The organism is Paenibacillus sp. J31R109 (assembly GCF_059692055.1).
The window spans coordinates 17,841-38,240 of record NZ_JCAUAR010000001.1; the positions used below are offsets into that span (position 1 = coordinate 17,841).

The following is a 20,400-nucleotide window of genomic DNA, read 5'->3' on the forward strand; positions in this document are numbered from 1 at the left end:
TTCCAAATGGGAGGCTTCTTTTTCCGTGTGGCAAACAGCTAGTGTGCTGGCCTAAGCAAGCTAAGGCGAATACTGCTTACGGAACCGGAGTGGGGACATCCCGATGGCTGCTTTAAAGCAATTTGAGAAGTAAGGCGCGTTGAGGAACCCAATATGCTCAGCAATTCGCGCAATGGACCATTCCGTTTTGATTAGCAGCAGCTTCGCTTGTTCAATTCGGTATTCGTGCAGATAGGCCATCGGCGTGCAGTCATAGATTTCTTTCATGCATCGGACGATATAGTTGGGATGAAAATGAAACTCTTCGGCGAGTGAGGTATTCGTCACATCGGATTGATAATGTTGGCGCAAGTATGCTTCGATCTTATCGGCGAGCTTCAAGGCAGGTGACGCATCGGTTCGGACTTGTTCAGCGTCAAGCAGTCGAAGCAATTCTATGAAAAGCTGCTGCTCGCTCCAATACGTTTCTAAGCGCTGGGAAGCGGAATCGGTCAACAGTTTGCGGAGATGCCGCTCTGCAAGGGCGAACTCCGGTGGAGAGCTATATTGTGGGATGCGAATCCGATATGGATTTTCCCATGACTTGCGAACTTGTGGGTAAACCATGCTTAGATCTTGCTCCGACGTTTGCTCCCACACACCATGGAAGTCAAAGTGAATCCAATAGAAAATCGTCTCTGTGTCACAAGCTTTGACAGGATAATGGTAGCGGTCAGGGAGCAATAACAATGTCTGGCCTTCCTTTACTTCCCACTCATGCTCATCTTCACCCATATACAGAGCCCCTTTGGTCACCCAAAGAAGATCAAACATGCCTAAATTACGACGGCTTGGATGCATTTCACCTGGATGGTAGGTGGACAAGCCAATCATGAGGTAATAAGGCAATGGAGGCAGTTCCATCCAGATATGGCCACTTTCACTCATCGTTTCTCCTCGCAGTTTCTGTGTTAAATTTTATATAAAATAGGTTGGTATTGTTCATAGTTTCTCTTTATTTATAAGGATAAACTGTAAGTAGTTGATAATCAAATGTTATATAAAAGTAACTGACAAGAGGAGAATCGACATATGGTGAATTCGACAAGAACACAGGCTGTTAGTAATAGGGTACGCATCCAAGATTCTTTTTGGGATCCGTTTATGGAACTTGTAAGAGGGACAGTTATTCCCTATCAATGGGATGCTTTAAATGATGCGATTGCTGATGCGGAGCCTAGTTATGCGATTCGAAATTTCCGTATCGCAGCAGGGCTGGAAGAAGGCGAGTTTGGCGGTTTCGTGTTTCAAGATAGTGACCTTGCCAAGTGGCTCGAAGCGGTCGGTTATTCGCTCGCGATTACGGCGGATCCTCATTTAGAACAACTTGCAGATGATCTCATTGATGTAATTGGCAAAGCACAGCAAGAGAATGGGTACATAAATACCTACTTTACGATCAAAGAGCCTGGTCAAGCTTGGACGAATTTGTATGAAGCGCATGAATTGTACTGTGCTGGTCATATGATGGAAGCGGCTGTTGCTTATTATGAAGCGACGGGTAAACGAAAACTGTTAGATATCATGTGCAAATTTGCGGACTATATCGAAACGGTGTTTGGCCGTGAGCCAGGTCAATTACGCGGTTATGATGGACATCAAGAAATCGAGCTGGCACTCGTTAAGCTTTCCATGGCAACAGGGGAAGAACGCTATGTGAAGTTAGCTCAGTATTTTATTGATGAGCGGGGCGCAGAGCCGAACTTTTTCGTGGAAGAGTGTAAACAAAGAGATGGGATTAGCCATTGGACGAAAAAGAAGCAACCGATACCGACAACAGCACAAGTGGCATACAATCAGGCACATAAGCCGGTTCGCGAGCAGGAAGTGGCCATCGGGCATTCAGTGCGTGCTGTTTACATGTATACGGCTATGGCCGATCTTGCCAGATTGACGGGAGATCAAGAACTGCTCGCTGCTTGCCGCCGTTTGTGGGACAACACGACCAAGAAACAAATGTACATCACGGGTGGTATCGGTTCAACGCATCATGGCGAAGCATTCACATTCGATTATGAGTTGCCCAACGATACGGTTTATGCAGAAACTTGTGCGTCAATTGGCCTCATCTTCTTTGCGCAGCGCATGCTTCAGCTAGAAGCAAAGAGTGACTATGCGGACGCCATGGAGCGGGCGTTGTATAACAATGTCATTGGCAGCATGTCACAGGATGGCAAGCATTATTTCTATGTGAATCCGCTAGAAGTTTGGCCGAAAGCCTCTGAATTGAATCCAGGTCGCTATCATGTCAAAGCAGAACGGCAGAAATGGTTTGGCTGCTCTTGCTGCCCACCGAATGTGGCACGACTGCTTAGTTCTTTAAATAGATACATTTATACATCTTCTTCTGAGAAAAATACGGTCTACACGCATCTATTCATCGGCAGCAAGGCGCGCTTTGAACTCGCTGTTGGGGAAGTTGAATTTATTCAACAATCGAAACTTCCTTGGGAAGGTTATGTGCATATAGAGCTGATAGAAGCTCCACAGGATAAGTGGACACTTGCGCTGCGTATCCCGGCGTGGAGTCAAGGGCGAGCGGTGTTGAAGATTAACGGCACGCTGACAACGTATGACACGATAAATGGTTATGCTTCGATTGAGCGGCAATGGGCAGTTGGAGACATTGTGGAGTGGGAGCCTGCGCTGGAAGCGCAGTTGACCTCCGCGCACCCACAGATTCGGGCGAACGCGGGCAAGGTTGCCATCGAACGTGGCCCCCTCGTGTATTGCTTGGAAGAAGTAGATAACAAGGCACAATTAGCCTCGGTTTCGCTAGTAACAGCAGAGAAGCTGAAAGCTGCTTACGAGGGTGGATTATTAGGTGGAGCCGTCAGTGTTGAGGCAGAAGGCCTCGTCGATGAGGCGGCATCTTGGTCGGATGACACCCCGTATCGTCCGATGGGATTGCAAAAAGCTGCCGAGCGAGTGAAACTCAAGGCGGTGCCGTATTATCTTTGGGGCAATCGAGGCGTAGGCGAGATGACCGTTTGGATTCGCAAGGGAAGCGTGTAAATGCTGGCATACAAAAACAAGCTAAAGCGAGCGCTTTAGCTTGTTTTTTGTACGTCCATTTATCACAATTCTGTGTGCTCAGGCCTATCTGCAAGCCAATCTTCTAGTGTAGCAACACGCGCGGGGAATTGATGACTCCTAGCTAGAAATCCTATACCGTGTTTCAACATGGGATCTTGATCTGTCGGCTGATAACGCAGGTCCACGCTCCAGCGAACTTCATTGGACATGTTCGGAGTGGACATATGGAGGCAGCGATCATTGAAAAGAATGGCACTTCCAGCAGGTACCGGGAGGGCGACGGTTTCTGTTTTGCCGAGCTGACTATCCTTCAACGCGGTGTAACCTGTTCCTGTGTGGGTTTCCCGATGCCACTTGAGCACACGTTTCCGATGGGTCTGTGGTTTAATGTGGAGGCACCCATTCACCTCATTGGCATCGACCAAAGGGATCCATACGGTTATGACGGGATTGGCATTCGCATCGGGCCAGTATGATTTATCTTGATGCCAAGGGACGGCGCCAGCAGCAACTTTGGGGACCTTTGGACGCACATTGTACACGGGATTCGCGAAAAGCTCTCCACCGATTAACGATTCGACAGCGTCCAAAATTTTGGGATTGCTCATCAGCGTGAAATAACCTGGGATGCGATCTCGCCAGCTGCGACCGTATTTCAGGAAATTTTCAGCGGATAGATTTTGAAATAACTCAGCTAAGCGATATTGAAAGGGGCGGTGCTCAAGTTTATCGGGTATAAGACCATCTGCGAACAGCTCATCAGCAATCATCGAAACCTTCTGTGTCATCGCTTCTCGAGCAGAGGCTAAATCTACTTCTGACAATAAATGGGGGATGATAAGATATCCTTGTTCCTCGTAAAATTGTGTTTGTTCGGTAGTTAAACTTCCGCTTGAATGTGATTTGATCACGCTACTCACCCTCCAACAAGTGTTGTAATATAGAAAATAATAACATTGGCTGCGGCTGTTGTATTTGCTCGTATGTTCATCTATTGATCAATTCTTCCGATCATTATTTTCTAAATTCAATAGGATAGTGAGGTTTAATTATGTCAACCTTATCTGCCATTAATCCAAATGTAAGAGTGGGCCACTATTACAAATTTCCAGTTGAACGTAATCAGGCTGAGGTCGGCAGGATTGGATACTGCTATGCCTTTCATTATGTTATCGGAGGGAAAGGAACGGTTTCCGTAGATGGGAAAACGTATCCTGTGAAGAAAGGCGACCTCATTTATTTTCCGCCGGAGGTGAAGCACTCTTTTTATGCGAATCCAGAGCAACCGTTAACTACGTACAACCTCTATTGTGATCTTTGGGATTATAAAATGGCAAGCAGTCAGCATCTCGTATGGCTCGAGAATGACTTCAATCGCGACTTCCTTACAAAGATAGTTCCTTGTTCAGAGCTGGATTTGCTGCCGATCGTTACGCCAATCCAGCATGAGGCCTCACTCGGGCAACTTTTTATGCATGCTGTTACTCAAGTTCGGAAAAATGACCGCTACTCGGAATTCATTGTAAGCAATCTAGTTAAAGCCTTACTGCTTGAGCTCGTTCAAATTGCGTCTACAACCTCATTTATCGATTACCGCATCGTGACTATTATCGAACGAATGGATCGGGAGGCGACGGCGAGCCGAGGATATGACGTATGGATGAAGCAATGTGGGCTTCGCAAAACCCAATTTCATGCGTTATTCAAGCAAGCTACTGGCTTTTCGCCAAAAGCATATTGGACCAAAGCCATTATGAGGCAAGTGGAAGCCGCTCTGTGGGAGAGCAACCGTTCAATTACGGCCATAGCCGAGGATTTTGGGTATTCGTCAGTGCACCATTTTACCAAACAATTCACGCAATTTCATGGCGTATCGCCAACTGAGTTTCGCAGAAGAAAAAGTTGATTGAAAGCAGACTCTTGCCTGCAGGGTCAAGTTGTCATAGAAATTATTTTAGAGAAGTAAATTTATATAGAACGGAAGGTGGTGGAAAGATGCGTTGGCATTTAGGTGAAAAAGCCGGCATCGTTTGGGATATTCAACTCAGTGACCTTGCTCACCAAGATCATGTAGAAATGAGTGGTAAAGCGGTTTCTCTCATTGTGACGTACGGTGTAGATACTAGTGGCGGTGTAATACTCACTCGCAAAGTGGTATGGCCTGGTCTGCGAACAATTCCAAATGATACGCATGCCAGCTTAATGGAGGAGTTCGGCCAGGAGCAATTACCTGCTATGCGCGTAGAAGGGCAGCTCGTCCAAGAGAAACTATACCGAGTTACTTTCGATGGCATGCTGCAGTTAGCATCGGTCTCGGATCAAGGCGTACTCGTACGCAGAACCCTATTTCCTGCGCTAAATTTACCTCATGCGTTAGAACGTGTAGAAGTTCAGAATATGACCGAAAGCGCGTTGCGGCTTGAGATTGCAGGGGTCGCATCGACAACGTATCGTAGAGGGACCAAGGGGATTTATGCTGTGGAAGCGGGTCATGATGCGCCAGAAGATGTGGTTCTGGAAGCAGGAGAATCGTTGGTTTACAAGGGTTGGATTTGTGCGGCTACGTTACATAACCCAAAGCAAATCGTGGACATTGCAGGTGAAGAAGGCGAACGGCGGCACTTCTTGGAGGAACTCGATGCATCTCTGAGGCTTGAAACACCTGAGCCGCACCTCAATCGTATGTTTGATTTGGCCAAAATTCGCGCTGCGGAAAGTGTTTTTCGCACCAATGGCGGTTTAATGCACTGTCCAGGTGGCGGCTCTTACTACGCGGCGGTATGGACCAACGATCAGGCGGAATATGCTGGGCCCTTTTTCCCTTTCCTCGGAGAGGCAGACGCGATGGAAGCTTCGTTGAACGCCTATCGATTATATAGGCCGTTCATGGGTCCTGGGTTCCAACCGATTCCTTCTTCGATCATTGCGGAAGGCATCGACATCTGGGAAGGAGCGGGTGATCGTGGCGACGCGGCTATGTATGCCTATGGTGCAGCACGATTCGCGCTGGCGAGCGGCGTACTAGGAATAGCCGAGGAGCTGTGGCCGGCGATCGAATGGTGTTTGGCTTTTTGCAGGCAAAAGCTCACCAAGAATGGTGTAATTGCATCGGATTCGGATGAACTCGAGAATCGGTTTCCAAGCGGTGATGCCAATCTATTCACCTCATCTCTCGCTTATGGCGCCTTGATTTCCTCGGCACAGCTTGCTCGGGAATTAGCCAAAGAGGATACTGCTTCTCGATATGAGGAGGAAGCGGCTGCACTTCGGCAAGCAATTGAATCCCATTTTGGTGCGACCATTGAGGGGTATGAGACATATCGGTACTATGAAGGGAACGACGTTCTGCGATCTTGGATCTGCGTGCCGCTGACAATGAATATCTTGGAACGCAAGGAGCAAACCATCGCGGCATTATTGTCATCTCGGTTGTGGGTAAATGGCGGACTGGTCACCCAGGCAGGCGAAATGACGTATTGGGATCGTTCAACCTTGTATGCGCTGCGAGGCATTCTCTACTCCGGTGAAACCGAGCTAGGCATCACGCGATTACTCGAATATTCTCGTAACAGACTGCTTGGTGAACACGTTCCATATGCGGTTGAAGCTTATCCAGAGGGGAATCAACGCCATCTATCTGCGGAGAGTGCTCTTTACGCGCGAGTCATTATAGAAGGATTATTTGGCATCGTACCCACGGGACTTCGCTCATTTACTTGTGCTCCTCGGCTGCCTGAAGCCTGGAACTCCATGGCGCTTCGTTCGATTCGCGCGTTCGACATTTGTTTCGATCTTGTCGTTACTCGTTGTGACGAAGGGGTGTTTGTGGCTTGTTTAACGGAAGATACGCATGAAACCTATCTCTGGAATTTAGAAGGCTCGCTGGCCATTCATCTTGGTGTATGCCAATAAATCCTCAAAATATCCTTAAAAAATACTCCCCACGTCGCTAGAAGTTTGATATTATCTATTATGATGAAATCTACAAGACCTGTGGAAACATTTTAATTTCGTGTGAAAATAGGTTATGATAGGTAAAGAAATCATAATAGAAAGTGGGATCCATAGTGGGACGTAAGTGGAATAACATAAAAGAGAAGAAAGCTTCTAATGATGCAAGTACGAGTCGAGTTTATGCGAAATTCGGACTTGAGATTTATGTAGCAGCACGTAAAGGCGAGCCGGACCCTGAATCGAATCGCGCGTTGAAAGTCGTTCTTGAACGTGCCAAAACGTATAATGTACCGAAAGCGATCATTGATCGTGCCATCAATAAAGCCAAAGGCAGCTCCGATGAAATTTATGAAGAGCTTCGTTATGAAGGCTTCGGACCGAACGGTTCCATGGTTATTGTGGACACGCTAACGAATAATGTAAACCGTACCGCGTCAAGCGTGCGTGCCGCTTTTAGTAAAAATGGCGGTAACATGGGTGTAACAGGTTCTGTTGCGTACATGTTCGATGCAACAGCAGCGATCGGTATTGAAGATAAGAGTATCGACGAGGTTATGGAGATTCTAATGGAAGCAGACGTAAATGTGCGTGATCTTCTTGAAGAAGAAGACATGGTCATGGTGTATGCAGAGCCCGAGGAATTCCACGCGGTTCAAGAGGCGCTCAAGAAGGCTGGTATCACGGAGTTTGCCGTTGCTGAGTTGACGATGATTGCTCAAAACAACGTCACGCTTTCCGATGATGCACAAGCTCAATTCGATAAAATGATTGATGCTTTAGAAGATTTGGAAGATGTTCAACAAGTGTATCATAACGTGGAATAGGTATAACGTAATGAATAGAGGACGCAGCGAAGATCGGATGATCGTAGCTGCGTCTTTTTCTCATTTTCAGCTGGTCACAAGTGATATATAATAAAATGTAAGCGAATTCATAGATGAGACAGGGGATGCATATGAGGCTAAAAGGGAACCGAATTATTATGAAATTTCTGGTGCCTTATTTGTTTATCCTACTCATTCCTATCCTGATTGGGCTGTTGACTTATCAGAAAACGATCCGTGTGATCGAGAATGAATTGGCGAACTCCAATATGATTCTGCTTAATCAAAGTAAAGAGATTATTGATCGCAGGTTGGCAGAAGTAGATGTTATCACACAACAAATTATGCTGGATCCCAATCTCATATCTTTCCAATATATTGAGAATCCGTTTGACGGGGCTAACACCTATCGCACGATAGAAATGAAGAAGAGTTTAATTAATTATAAGGTGCTGAACACCTTCATCTCCCAGTTTTATGTGTTCTTTAATAGCAGTAAATTGGTTGTTAACCCTACTTTTGTCTATGATTTTCCGACGTTTTATCAAAATGTGCTGCAACGTGAAAATTTGAACGAAACGCAGTGGTATAAGCATATTATGGGCACCTATCACGCCAAAAAGGTCGAGTCTGCCAGCATCTATACCCTAGATGGAAAGCCTTCACGCATGGTGACCTATATTCAATCCTTGGGTTTTGCTTTAAATTCGTATGCAACGATCGTCGTACTTATTGATAACCAAGAGTTTGTCAACTTGTTGAATGGACTTGATATGTCTGACGGTGGATTTGCGTACATTTTGGATCGAAACGGTCAGATCATTAGTTACGCATCAGGTGGCGCTGGGCCCATACAACCTGAGCCAATTACCTTCCAATCTGCTAGCGGAACGATTTTCCCCTCAGCTGCTTCCCATAACCAAATGATTACTTATACGACCTCACAATCCAATGGCTGGACGTATGTCGTTTCACAGCCTGCCCATATTGCACTTGAAAAAGCGACTTATATCAAAAATATCATGCTCACTATATTCATACTTTCTTTAGTTGTGGGCATTGTTGTTGCGCTATTCATGGCCTATCGCAGTTCTAAGCCGATTCAATTCCTTGTGAATGCGATTGATCCACTCGGGGAGGATTCAAGTAAGCATGGTAAATCACGAGATGCCTTTCAGATGATTCAAGCGGGGATTTTTCGATTGAAGAATAACAACGCGGATCTAAGGCAAGAAATGGAGCGGCAGCGACCGATGCTGCGTATTGCTTTTTTTGAACGGCTTCTGAAGGGCGAATTCTCCGTTTCTGCAGACATCCCCATGATGATGGAACGGCTTCATATTCACATGAACGGTCAAACGTTCGCCGTTGCCATCCTTTCCTTACATGACCATGCTCCCATTCTGGAGCAGGAGATTTTTCAGGATTTGGATAGGAAAAGCCTCTTTATGAAGGAACTGATTTTACGAATGAATGAGCACGTCTATGTGCATGAATTGAATGGTAATAAAATGGCACTTATTTTTTCTTGCGAATCTCCTCAGGCGGACGATTGTAAGACGATGCTTGAACATTTTGTACACCAACTGAATCATGAAATGCTGGATGTTCCTTTTCATCCGTCCATTGGAGCAGGACATATTTATGCGAGTTATGAGGAGATTTCACGTTCTTATCAGGAAGCGGAGCAAGCGTTAGATTATAAAATGTGGAAAAGATTACACGGTCTGGTGTGGTTCAGTGAACTGCCCCAAATGAGCGGGAGTTATTACTATCCTTCAGATCTGGAAGGGAAGCTGATGAATTTCGTCAAAGCAGGCATTCATACGGAAGTACGGAAATTATTCCAAGAGTTAGACAGTGAAAACTTTGATAAACGAGAACTCTCTTCCTCGATGATGAAGCTACTTATGTCTGATTTGAAAGGAAGTGTGGCTAAACTGGCCGAGCAGATCCCGATGGATGAGGATGGACGTAAAGCAAAGCCAATCCAGGCTTTGTTCACACTTGCTGAACATTCCGAAGATGTGCAGGACACCTTTCGTGCTATTGAGGCTGCCTGTTTGCATCTGTGCGATATCGTGAATAGTCGTAAGAAAAGCCATAATGATCACTTAATCGAAGGGATCTTGGCGATGATTCAGTCCCACTTCAGCTCTTCGAGCTTCACGTTGCTCGCGATAGCGGAACAATTTCACATTTCGGAAGTGTATCTTTCTTATTTTATCAAAGAGCAGACAGGGGTTACGTTTAGTGAATATTTGGAGGAACTGCGTATGAAGCAGGCCAAAGTTTACCTGCAAGACGATCATTTTACGGTTAAAGATGTTGCTGAAATGGTTGGATATAATTCTTCGAATACCTTTTGCCGCGCATTCAAACGAATGAATGGCATAAGTACGACGGAGTACAAGAAAATAGTTAATATTATTTCAGACTAAAGTTGTCGGAATAATGTTGACAACTTTAGTCGGAATTGATATGATCTGCTCATAAGAGCATACGGAAATCGACTGGACAGCCAGAGATTTAATGCAAGGAGGGACACCTACGGGATTCCTTGCGTTGGATCTCTTTTTTCATCCCATCCACTAATATCTGGCATCATTGTCAATTGCACACGTGATTCTTGTGTGGTGTATATGAAGCTTGAAAGTGTGTATAGCGATTTATTGTCTGATGCATATGTGATCACGCATTTCATATTGCTCCCATGAACAGTGAAATCTATACTTGCCATTGAGGAGGTGTACTTACATGAAAGCGCTTAACACAAAGGTGGAAGCAGGAATTTATCACAGGACGAAAGTGGTAAAGAAGAAAACTTGGAAGCAGATCTGGAAAGGTCGCCAGCTGTTTCTGATGATGCTATTGCCTACCTTGTATATTGTTATTTTCAAGTACATTCCCATGGTTGAAGCGCAGATCGCCTTCCGTGATTATGTATTTACGAAAGGAATATGGGGGAGTGATTGGGTCGGACTAGAGAATTTTACACGTTTTTTTCGTTCCAATGAATTCTGGCGAGTACTGAAAAACACGCTTAGTCTTAGTGCATACCAGCTTATTGCAGGGTTTCCATTCCCGATCATCCTTGCGATTTGTTTGAATTACGTACGAAATCAAACGTTTAAGAAGTGGGTACAAATGGTTTCCTACGCTCCTCACTTTATTTCGATCGTAGTTATCGTAGGTATCATTTCCCAATTGCTGGATCCGCGAACAGGGCTAGTGAATGGCTTCCTGCAATTACTTGGATTTGATCCAATTAACTTTATGGGGAAAGCGGATTACTTTCAATCCATCGTTGTCTGGTCAGGACTTTGGCAGAACCTGGGTTTCTCTTGCATCATTTATATCGCGGCGCTTGCCAGTATTGATCCCATGCTGCACGAAGCGGCAGTTGTCGATGGTGCATCGAAGTTGCGTAGAGCTTGGCATATCGATTTACCTGGTATTATGCCGCTTGCGATTATTTTACTCATTTTGAACACAGGAAATATCTTAGATACGGGATTTGAAAAAGTGCTATTGATGCAAAATTCACTGAACATTCGTTCTTCTGAAGTTATTGATACGTTCGTTTATAAAGTGGGGCTTGCGTCGCCAGCGGCAGATTTCTCGTATTCAGCGGCAATTGGGTTGTTCAAGTCTGTTGTCGGATTGATTTTACTTGTTTCGGTGAATCAACTGGCAAAGAAATTAAAACAGGAGAGTTTATGGTAGCAGGTAAGGAGATGAAGCATGAGGCAGAAAGCGATCAAAGAAACCGATACGGACCGGATCTTTACGATCTTTAATTATGTAATACTTACCCTTTTCACACTTACCGTACTCTACCCGCTTCTCGTTGTGTTGAGTAATTCGATTAGCTCTCCCGTGGCTGTTGGAGCTGGAAAAGTATGGTTATGGCCGGTGGAACCTAGTTTTGCCGGATACAGACAGGTTTTTAGCTACAGTAAGGTTTGGGTGGGCTTCGGGAATGTTCTCTTCTATACAATCGTTGGGACGGCCGTAAACATAATACTTACGATTTTAGCGGGCTATCCGCTTTCGAGGACAGATTTTGTAGGCAGACATATCTTTATGGGATTATTCGTGTTCACGATGATTTTCCATGGGGGATTAATCCCCACTTACATGGTTGTGAAAGGGCTTGGCATGGTCAATACGCGATGGGCAATGATTATTCCTGGCGCACTCGCGGTGTGGAATGTGATTATAACGAGAACATACTTTAAGACTACACTTCCACAAGAAATGCTGGAATCCGCACAAATGGATGGGTGTAGTGACTTCCGTTTTCTATGGCGGATGGTGATACCGCTCTCGATGCCGATCATTGCTGTGAACGCATTATTCTATGCGATCCATCATTGGAATGCGTATTTCAGTGCTTTGATTTACCTATCCAAGCCGAGTCTTTTTCCATTACAGCTGATCTTACGTGAAATTTTAATTCTCAGCCATGTCACACCCGATATGTTAGATCAAGTTTCAGAAGCAGCTAGGCTGGAAGGGATGACCGATGTTCTGAAATATGCACTTATCGTTGTTTCCTCATTACCGTTGTTGATTTTGTATCCATTTGTTCAAAAGCATTTCGTTAAAGGTTTGATGATTGGTTCTTTAAAAGGGTAGTTCCGGTAGAGACAAAATGGGAGGTTATGTAGATGAAAAGAATGATTTATAGCGGCTTGGCGATATCGATGCTGACAGCGACGGTGCTTAGTGCATGTTCTACATCAGACACAGCAACATCAACAGCGACGGCAGAGGCGACGAAAGCAGCAGACAAGGTAGTCCCATCCGTCGTTACGCCAGCGGGGACATTGCCCATTACGAAAGAAAAATCGACACTGAAAGTCCTTGTAGCGGGACGCCCGAACATTGATTTTCCAACGAGCTCCGCGACCAAATGGTTGGAAGAGCAAACGAATGTACACATCGAATGGCAAGTGGCTCCTGAAGGAAAAGAAGCGCAGACGAAGCTGAATGTTGTGCTGGCGAGCGGCGATTATCCGGATGTCATCATGAATTTTGACGTAACGAGTACACAGCAATTGAACTATGGGAAACAGGGGATATTCATCCCACTGAACAAATTGATTGAGCAGTATGGCGTTGAAACGAAGCGAGTATTTCAGCAATTCCCGACAGTCAAAGATGATATTACTGCAACCGATGGCAATATTTATTCCTTACCGGTCGTTTCGGAGTGCTACCAATGTGCTTTAGGGCAAAAACTATGGCTCTATAAGCCATGGCTAGATAAATTACAGCTCAAAGTTCCGACGACGACTGAGGAGTATTATCAAGTTCTGAAAGCTTTTAAAGAGAAAGATCCGAATGGCAATGGCAAAGCCGATGAAATACCACTGTCCGGCTCGATTGAGGGCGATCACACGGGAATTGATGAGTTCCTGATGAACGCTTTCGTTCTGAATAGTGCCAAAAACATTGCCTCTGGCTCAGGCTTCTCCATTGATGATGGACGGCATATGTACCTCAATCAAGGCAAGATTGAAGCTGCTTTTACACAGCAGGGGTGGAAAGACGGTTTGAAATATCTGCACAAACTCTATGCGGAGAAACTGCTGGATCCACAGGCTCTAACGCAGAATAAGAAGCAACTCAAAGCCATCGGCGAGAACAAAGATGCCATTCTAGGATCAACCTCTGCACTGGCGATGGGAACATTTACGCAATACGGCGGACCTAGCGGCAGATGGGCTGAGTATGTAGCAGTTCCTCCATTAAAAGGGCCGACAGGCCTACAAGTTGCACCTTACAATCCTGATGTAACCATGACAGGTGAGTTTATTATTACAAGTGCGGCCAAACATCCAGAAATTGCGCTGCGATTAGCAGATTATTTGTACAACGAAGATGTCACGTGGAAGCTGCAAAAAGGGACTGAAGGACTGAATTGGCGTAAAGCAACGCCAGGGGAATTAGGAGCGAATGGAAAGCAAGCTGTGTTCGCACAATTAAGCCCTATCTCGGATGAAAAGAGCAATAACAACTGGTATCAAAGAGGTTTATTTGCAACAGGGGATGCTCAGCGTTACACCCAAACAGTAGATCCGAAAGCACCGAAGGCACAAGCGATCGTACTCTTTGAAGCAACTAAGAATCTGTATGAGCCTTACCAACAAAAAGCAGACACCATGATTCCAACCTTGTTCTTCGATGTCGCTCAAAGCAAGCAAGTCGTTGACTATTCCAAAACGATTGGCACCTATGTGGAAGAGATGATGGCTCGTTTCATCACGGGAGATCTGAATATCGATAAAGATTGGGATTCCTATATCAGCCAATTGAAATCGATGAATTTGCCGAAGTTACTCGAGATTTATCAAGCTGCTTATGATTCGAAAAAGAAAAAATAAGATTGATTTTACCGAGACCCATGCAAATCATTCAGAGCCATAACAGGAGGTCTACGCAAATGACGCGACCGAATATCATTTTTATTTTGGCAGATGACCTTGGCTTTGGGGAATTAGGCTGTTACGGGCAGACGCTTATTCAAACACCTCATCTGGATCGCATGGCAGAAGAAGGTTTGCGATTCACCAGACATTACTCGGGAGGCCCGGTATGCGGGCCTTCCCGGGCGTGTTTGATGACAGGACAGCATCAGGGGAATGGGTATATCAAAGGGAATCCGCCGCAGGGCAATGATGTGGCCTTACGTCCAGAAGATCGAATTATTGCTGAAGTCTTGCAGGATGCAGGCTATGAAACGGCTTGTATCGGTAAGTGGGGATTGGGAAAAAGTGGCAGCACGGGATTCCCGAACCGGAAAGGCTTCGATCTGTTCTATGGCTACGATTCCCATCGGGCAGCGCACGAGTATTATCCCGACTATTTGTGGCGCAATGAAGAGAAAGAGGCATTGCAAGCTGGCACGTATAGCCATGATGCGTTTACGGAGGAAGCTGTGAGCTGGATCCAGCAAAAGCGAGAGCAGCCATTTTTTCTTTATTTAGCCTATACATTGCCACATTCACCCTACAACCCTCCGGATCAAGGGCCCTATGGCGAGAAGGAATGGCCAGAATCGTATCGCAATTATGCGGCTATGATTACGCGGATGGATCGCGATGTGGGACGAATTATGCACTTACTGCAAGAGATGGGAATTGACGAACAGACACTGGTTATTTTTACGAGTGACAACGGCCCTGGCAGTGAATATAAACGTGAAATCTTAGATATGGTACGGTTCTTTCGAAGTGCGGGTCCGTATCGCGGGATGAAGCGGGATGTGTACGATGGCGGCATTCATGTACCGCTGGTCGTTAGATGGCCTGGAACCATTCAATCTGGGGTGAGCGACCATGTATGTGCCTTTCAGGATTTCATGCCGACGTTCGCTGAACTAGCGGAGACGACTGCGCCCGAAGGGATTGATGGATTGACGCTTGTGCCTACACTCATGGGTAAGTCGGGGCAACTGGCTCACGATACCTTGTATTGGGAGTTTATTTTCATGGGACCAGAGCGCAAGGGGCGGCAGTCGGTGTTGGATGTGAAAGAGAATTTGAAGGGTGTACGTTATGGCAGCCTTGGAAAGCTGGAACTGTACCGCATCGATGAAGATGAATCGGAAGCGAATAATATCGCCGATTCGCATCCTGACATTGCCGCTCGGATCGAGCAACGAATGAATGACATGCGCGGGCATAGTGACATCTGGCCCATGCCTGAGATGGGTGAACCGCCTTTAGCATAACTCTTATTCGGCAGCATTGTGCAGAAGAAAGGAAGGATCGGAGTGGCTCAACGACCGAATGTTCTGTATATCATGGCGGATCAGTTTCACGCCGATTGTCTTGGCATCATGGGGAGACAGGTGAGGACGCCAAATCTCGATCAACTTGCTAGAGAAGGCGTCAGGTTTGACAAAGCGTACTGCAATAATCCGATTTGTGCGCCATCTCGAGTTACGTTTATAACAGGGCAATATCCACATACACATGGCATTGTGGGGAACGACATTCATGAAATGAATGATCGCAACGGGGATACGTTATCTGCCGTATTTCGTCGCACAGGTTATCAAACGGCACTAATCGGCAAATCGCATATGATCGGCGAGTGGGATCGGGAAGGGTTTGAGCATCTTCGATACTGTGACTTATGTGATTGCGATCGGAATGATCCGCTTCAAAATCATTATTACAACTATTTGATTGAGCAAGGTTTAGCCGATGCTTATGATTTGGGGAAATTGAAACCGAATCATCCAGGCAGCTCCATTCGGGGCTTCGATTCGTTGATTCCGGAGGCCCATTCCTTGGAAACGTGGACCGGTGATGAGACGCTGCATTTTTTGAAAAATAGGGATGAACGTCGGCCATTTTTGGTCCATATGAGCTTCCAAAGACCTCATGAACCCTATACCGTACCGTTCGATACGGGACTGCTTTATGAACCTGATGAGATTGTTCTTCCCTCGGGGATCAAGGATTTGTTTGAGAATCAATTTGCGGGGAAGCCGGAGCAGATGCGCAAATTGGTCGATACGGTTGGGGGTATGCCCTATATTCCTGAGAATCAGGCTGATTTACAACGGCAGCTTGCCTTCTATTACAGTCTGATCACGCGGATCGATGAGCAAATTGGCAGAGTGCTGCACTATTTGGAAGAAACAGGTCAAGCAGATAATACCGTTGTCATTTTCACCTCGGACCATGGTGACTTTGCCGGTGATCATGGCATGATGAACAAAAATATTGGCATCTATGAATCCATTCATCGGATTCCATTTCTCATGAAATATCCTGGCGTTGAGGCAGGCGTCGTACTGGATGGCATCATAGAGAGTGTGGATATGTTCCCAACACTTTGTGAGCTATGTGAGGTTGAGTTGCCCAAAGGGGTGGAAGGTAGAAGTTTACTGCCCGTCATCACGGAGAAAATGGCAGGCAAACCGTTCACGGTATGTGAATGGTCGTTCCCGGCCTATCGGTCCATGGTCAATGCGATCCGTACCGACCGATATCGGCTTGTTTATTTCGGCCAAGGAGAAGGCGAACTCTACGATCATGAGAATGATCACGACGAGTTGCATAATCGCTGGAAGGATCCAGCGTATACTTCCGTGAGATTACTGCTGTTGGAGCAGCTAATCGATCATATTAACAACTATCGGGTGAAATCGTCATCTGCGATTTCGAAGGAAACGAGTCATCGCACTCGGAATACCCTGACGCGATTAATTCATACGGGACAGAAGAGTTGGGCAGATGTAGAACCGTTTTATCGTCGATGACGGTGGGAACGATGAACGCGGATTGGAGGAAGAGGAATGGCACTTCGCATCAAACAGGATGGGGAAGCGCATTGTTCAGCGCATCGGCAGTTTGCTTATGAGTTGACATGGCTTCCTGAGAAAAACTATATTCCCGGCACGGAAGTCGAAATTCGTGCTGGTTTATTTCGCCAGTATTATGAGTGGACCGTGCACCGGATAGATATGGAGGGAGCTGAAATATTGTTTAGCCCCCATATCACGAAATCGGGACCTGATGTGTTTCAGAATAAGAAGCTGCGGCTGCTGATGAAAGCCAAGCTGCTCAGAATGATTCGCAAAGGCGAGCCCATCAGCATCAAGCTGCTAACGACACCATCCATGTTCGCTGGGATGGATTTGGAGTTGTTCGTTTGGGTACGCGAACCTGTTGGTGCTGCTTTGATCGACAAAGACACGGAGCCAAAGCCGAGTGTACGTGAGTCAGAAGAGGGCTGTTGCTTACATGTGAAAGCTGGCCCCGTGGAGAGATTCTCCGTCTACGCGCATCCGATGCAGGGCGTGGATGGGAAAATCCGGACGTGTCTCGTCCCAGAGGACCGTTATGGTAATCCGTCCTCGTTCGCGAAACAAGTCCCCCTCATTTACGCTTGGAACGATAGCGAAGCGACAATACCCATGCAAGATGCTCAAATACTTGCACTAGCCGCATCAGAGCACACGGATGTCGTCACCGTACGCATTCCCATGGATGCCTTATCCCTGCATGAGAATATCATGAACGGCCTCGTTGATGGGGAATACCTCGTCGTGAGAGGTAATCCAATCCTTGCAGGGCTGAAGCAAGGCCTGCAGCCTGCCTTCGGCGATATTCATTGGCATACGCAGGAAGCGAGTGGAGCTGATGGCGGCCGTTCCATGCAAGAGGCTTATAGCAGCGCACGGGATGCGTTGAATATGAATTTTGCAGCGCCAAGTGATCATGATCCAGCAGGCGTGGAGTGGGAGCGAACCGTGCAGTTGACGGATTCTTTTAATGAATCCGATGCGTTCGCTACCCTCTATGGCTGGGAGAACTCAACCAATCGCGGACATGAGAATTACTACTTTTTGGAACCTGATCATGCAGCCGTATGCAGGGGAAAAGCGGATTTCCAGCCCAAGGATCTGGCATTAGCAACAAGCCGTTTAGATACGTTCCAGGATTTCATCGCTGTACCTCATCATACGAATAGTACGGCTACGCTCAAAAAGGACGGAATACCAGCCTGGCATCAATATGACTGGATGGCGCCACGTGACTATCGACGATTGGTGGAAATTGTACAAAATCGCGGCAATCAAGAAAAAAATGACTACGCCGACGCTTGGCGGGGGTTGGTTCAGAACCATTACGCTTCTGCGCAAGATGCCTTACAGGATGGCCACAAACTAGGTTTTACCGGAGGAACCGATAACCATGTAGGTTGGCCAGGGCGAGTGATCTATGAGAATCGCAAAAGCGTCATTCTCACAGGCGTCTGGACGGATCGAGTAGAACGGCGCAGCTTGTTTCAAGCACTGTGGAACCGTCACACATGGGCAGTCTGTGATACCAGGGCCATTGTCTGGTACACGATCAATGATGTGCTGATGGGAGGCGAACTTCAACTTGCGGCAGGCTCAGAACTGAACGCTCATCTCCAAATCGAAGCAGAGGCTCCTTTACAATCCATTGAAATCGTTTCAGAAGGGGAAGTCGTGTGGTCATCCTCTTCGACTACAACACACCTTGATATTCAAGTCTCGCTGGAGCGAGTTAGCAGGTCAACCTATTTCTATCTCCGGGCACTGCAGCGTGACGGTGGATTTATGTATGGGAGTCCGATCTTTGTGGAAGTTAAGGCGGAATCAAGTCTGACGAGTGGGTGAGTGCAATGAGCAATATGATCATTGTTATGTCCGATCAGCATAATCCGTTCTATTCATCGGTGTATGGTCATCCCCTAGTTCAAACACCGAATGTGGAACGCCTTGCACGAAAAGGTGTCTTATATACGAACGCGTACTGTCCTTCGCCCTTATGTATGCCGAGCCGCTCAGCGTTTATGTCAGGACAACGTGTACATCAGTTGCAAGCATACTCCAATTGTACGGTGAATGTGCCATCGCATGCAGCCACATACGGGGCGGTACTCCGAGAGCAAGGCATTCATACAACTTACATTGGCAAAACCGATGTTTACGACAAAGGTGAAAATCTAGGCTTTTCTGAGATGCTTTTGTGCAAGGACAGAAAACCGATCGGAGATACTCATTTCCAGCGCAAACCGCTCGCCATCCGACATGGTGCAGCAGAGAAGGCTGATGCCTATGGTGTCAAAGACACGGCGTTCGACCAAGATTCGCAAGTCGTACATGCGGGGATTACGTGGTTACAGGAGAATGCGACTAAGCTAGATCAACCGTGGTGCTTGACCATCAACATCATTAATCCACATCCACCGCACTGGAACACTAGCGAGTTCTGGGAGCTGTATCCAGATGGTGCGGGTCTACCTAAGTTTGATCGTATGCATCAGTCCGAATCTGCGCAGCACCCTTATTCTCGGGATTTACGCGATCATTTTGAGTTTGCTCATTATCGCGAAGATCAAATAAAAGGCTTGCGTAGAGGATATCTCGCTAATATTAGCTTCGTTGATCAGCAACTAGGACTTATCTTGGATGTTCTTCATGCATTGAACCTAGAGGAGTCGACAAACCTTGTCTATACATCAGATCATGGCGAGATGATGGGGAAGTTTGGAATCTGGGGGAAATGTGCGTTGTTTGAGGATTCGGTGAGGGTGCCGTGTTTGGCAGCAGGTCCTGACTTTCCTATGGACACCATTGTGCATACACCTGTAGATCTTCATGATGTGCAGGCAACGATTTTCGCGTCTGTGGGTGCCAAGCGCCCTTCGAATTGGATCGGTACTCCTCTTCAACTAATGGCTAAAGATGACACCAATCGGGTGATTTTCTCCGAATATCACGGTCATGGTACACGTTCTGGCTCCTATCTGATTCGCAAAGGTGATTGGAAGCTCATTTATTGCATGGAGGCGCCGCATCTTATGTTTAATCTGGCTGCTGATCCTCAGGAATTGCTCAATCTGTATACGCATTTTCCAGGAAAAGCGCATGAGCTAGAAGGGGAGTTATTTGGCATTTGCTCACCAGCCCTTGAGAATGAGAAAGCACACCAATTTCAAGAAGCACAGTCTTTCTATTTAGACAACCGTACATAGGGAGGGAATTAAA

Annotated in this window: 14 protein-coding genes; 12 read left to right on the forward strand and 2 right to left on the reverse strand. The window is 46.4% G+C overall.

What is annotated here, in order from left to right; genetic code table 11:
- Window positions 1-60: 60 nt before the first annotated feature.
- Window positions 61-927, reverse strand: coding sequence for an AraC family transcriptional regulator (locus tag AC58QT_RS00070; RefSeq protein WP_497407207.1), 867 nt, complete (start codon window positions 925-927; stop codon window positions 61-63).
- 144 nt (window positions 928-1,071) lie between these two features.
- Here AC58QT_RS00070 and AC58QT_RS00075 point away from each other — a divergent pair, with 144 nt between their 5' ends.
- On the forward strand, window positions 1,072-3,054 hold the full coding sequence (locus AC58QT_RS00075; protein WP_497407208.1) for a glycoside hydrolase family 127 protein: 1,983 nt from the start codon (window positions 1,072-1,074) through the stop codon (window positions 3,052-3,054).
- A 62-nt stretch (window positions 3,055-3,116) separates the two neighbouring features.
- On the opposite strand, the gene AC58QT_RS00080 is transcribed toward AC58QT_RS00075, so the two are convergent.
- Window positions 3,117-3,986, reverse strand: a complete 870-nt coding sequence (locus tag AC58QT_RS00080; protein WP_497407209.1) for a phytanoyl-CoA dioxygenase family protein — start codon at window positions 3,984-3,986, stop codon at window positions 3,117-3,119.
- A gap of 140 nt (window positions 3,987-4,126) precedes the next feature.
- Between AC58QT_RS00080 and AC58QT_RS00085 the strand changes: the two genes are divergently transcribed.
- The 11 genes from AC58QT_RS00085 (at window position 4,127) to AC58QT_RS00135 (ending at window position 20,387) form a co-directional block, all read left to right on the forward strand.
- Window positions 4,127-4,981 carry an AraC family transcriptional regulator gene (locus tag AC58QT_RS00085; RefSeq protein ID WP_497407210.1) on the forward strand — a complete coding sequence of 285 codons (855 nt, stop codon included), beginning with the start codon at window positions 4,127-4,129 and terminating at the stop codon, window positions 4,979-4,981.
- Window positions 4,982-5,070: 89 nt separating this feature from the next.
- Complete coding sequence (locus AC58QT_RS00090; protein WP_497407211.1) at window positions 5,071-6,987, forward strand: glucosidase family protein; 1,917 nt, start codon at window positions 5,071-5,073, stop codon at window positions 6,985-6,987.
- A gap of 155 nt (window positions 6,988-7,142) precedes the next feature.
- Window positions 7,143-7,853 carry a YebC/PmpR family DNA-binding transcriptional regulator gene (locus AC58QT_RS00095; RefSeq protein WP_310226487.1) on the forward strand — a complete coding sequence of 237 codons (711 nt, stop codon included), beginning with the start codon at window positions 7,143-7,145 and terminating at the stop codon, window positions 7,851-7,853.
- Window positions 7,854-7,984: 131 nt separating this feature from the next.
- A complete protein-coding gene (locus AC58QT_RS00100) occupies window positions 7,985-10,294 on the forward strand; it encodes a helix-turn-helix domain-containing protein (protein WP_497407212.1) in 2,310 nt (769 codons plus the stop codon).
- A 316-nt stretch (window positions 10,295-10,610) separates the two neighbouring features.
- Window positions 10,611-11,579, forward strand: coding sequence for an ABC transporter permease (locus tag AC58QT_RS00105; RefSeq protein WP_497407213.1), 969 nt, complete (start codon window positions 10,611-10,613; stop codon window positions 11,577-11,579).
- A gap of 18 nt (window positions 11,580-11,597) precedes the next feature.
- On the forward strand, window positions 11,598-12,494 hold the full coding sequence (locus AC58QT_RS00110) for a carbohydrate ABC transporter permease (protein ID WP_497407214.1): 897 nt from the start codon (window positions 11,598-11,600) through the stop codon (window positions 12,492-12,494).
- A gap of 32 nt (window positions 12,495-12,526) precedes the next feature.
- Complete coding sequence (locus AC58QT_RS00115; protein WP_497407215.1) at window positions 12,527-14,245, forward strand: type 2 periplasmic-binding domain-containing protein; 1,719 nt, start codon at window positions 12,527-12,529, stop codon at window positions 14,243-14,245.
- Window positions 14,246-14,304: 59 nt separating this feature from the next.
- Window positions 14,305-15,594, forward strand: coding sequence for an arylsulfatase (locus tag AC58QT_RS00120; protein ID WP_497407216.1), 1,290 nt, complete (start codon window positions 14,305-14,307; stop codon window positions 15,592-15,594).
- A 42-nt stretch (window positions 15,595-15,636) separates the two neighbouring features.
- A complete protein-coding gene (locus AC58QT_RS00125) occupies window positions 15,637-17,136 on the forward strand; it encodes a sulfatase family protein (protein WP_497407217.1) in 1,500 nt (499 codons plus the stop codon).
- A gap of 36 nt (window positions 17,137-17,172) precedes the next feature.
- Entirely contained in the window at window positions 17,173-19,026 is a 1,854-nt protein-coding gene (locus tag AC58QT_RS00130) for a CehA/McbA family metallohydrolase domain-containing protein (protein ID WP_497407218.1), read from the forward strand.
- Between the two features lie 5 nt (window positions 19,027-19,031).
- Complete coding sequence (locus AC58QT_RS00135; RefSeq protein WP_497407219.1) at window positions 19,032-20,387, forward strand: sulfatase family protein; 1,356 nt, start codon at window positions 19,032-19,034, stop codon at window positions 20,385-20,387.
- The last annotated feature ends 13 nt before the right edge of the window (window positions 20,388-20,400 follow it).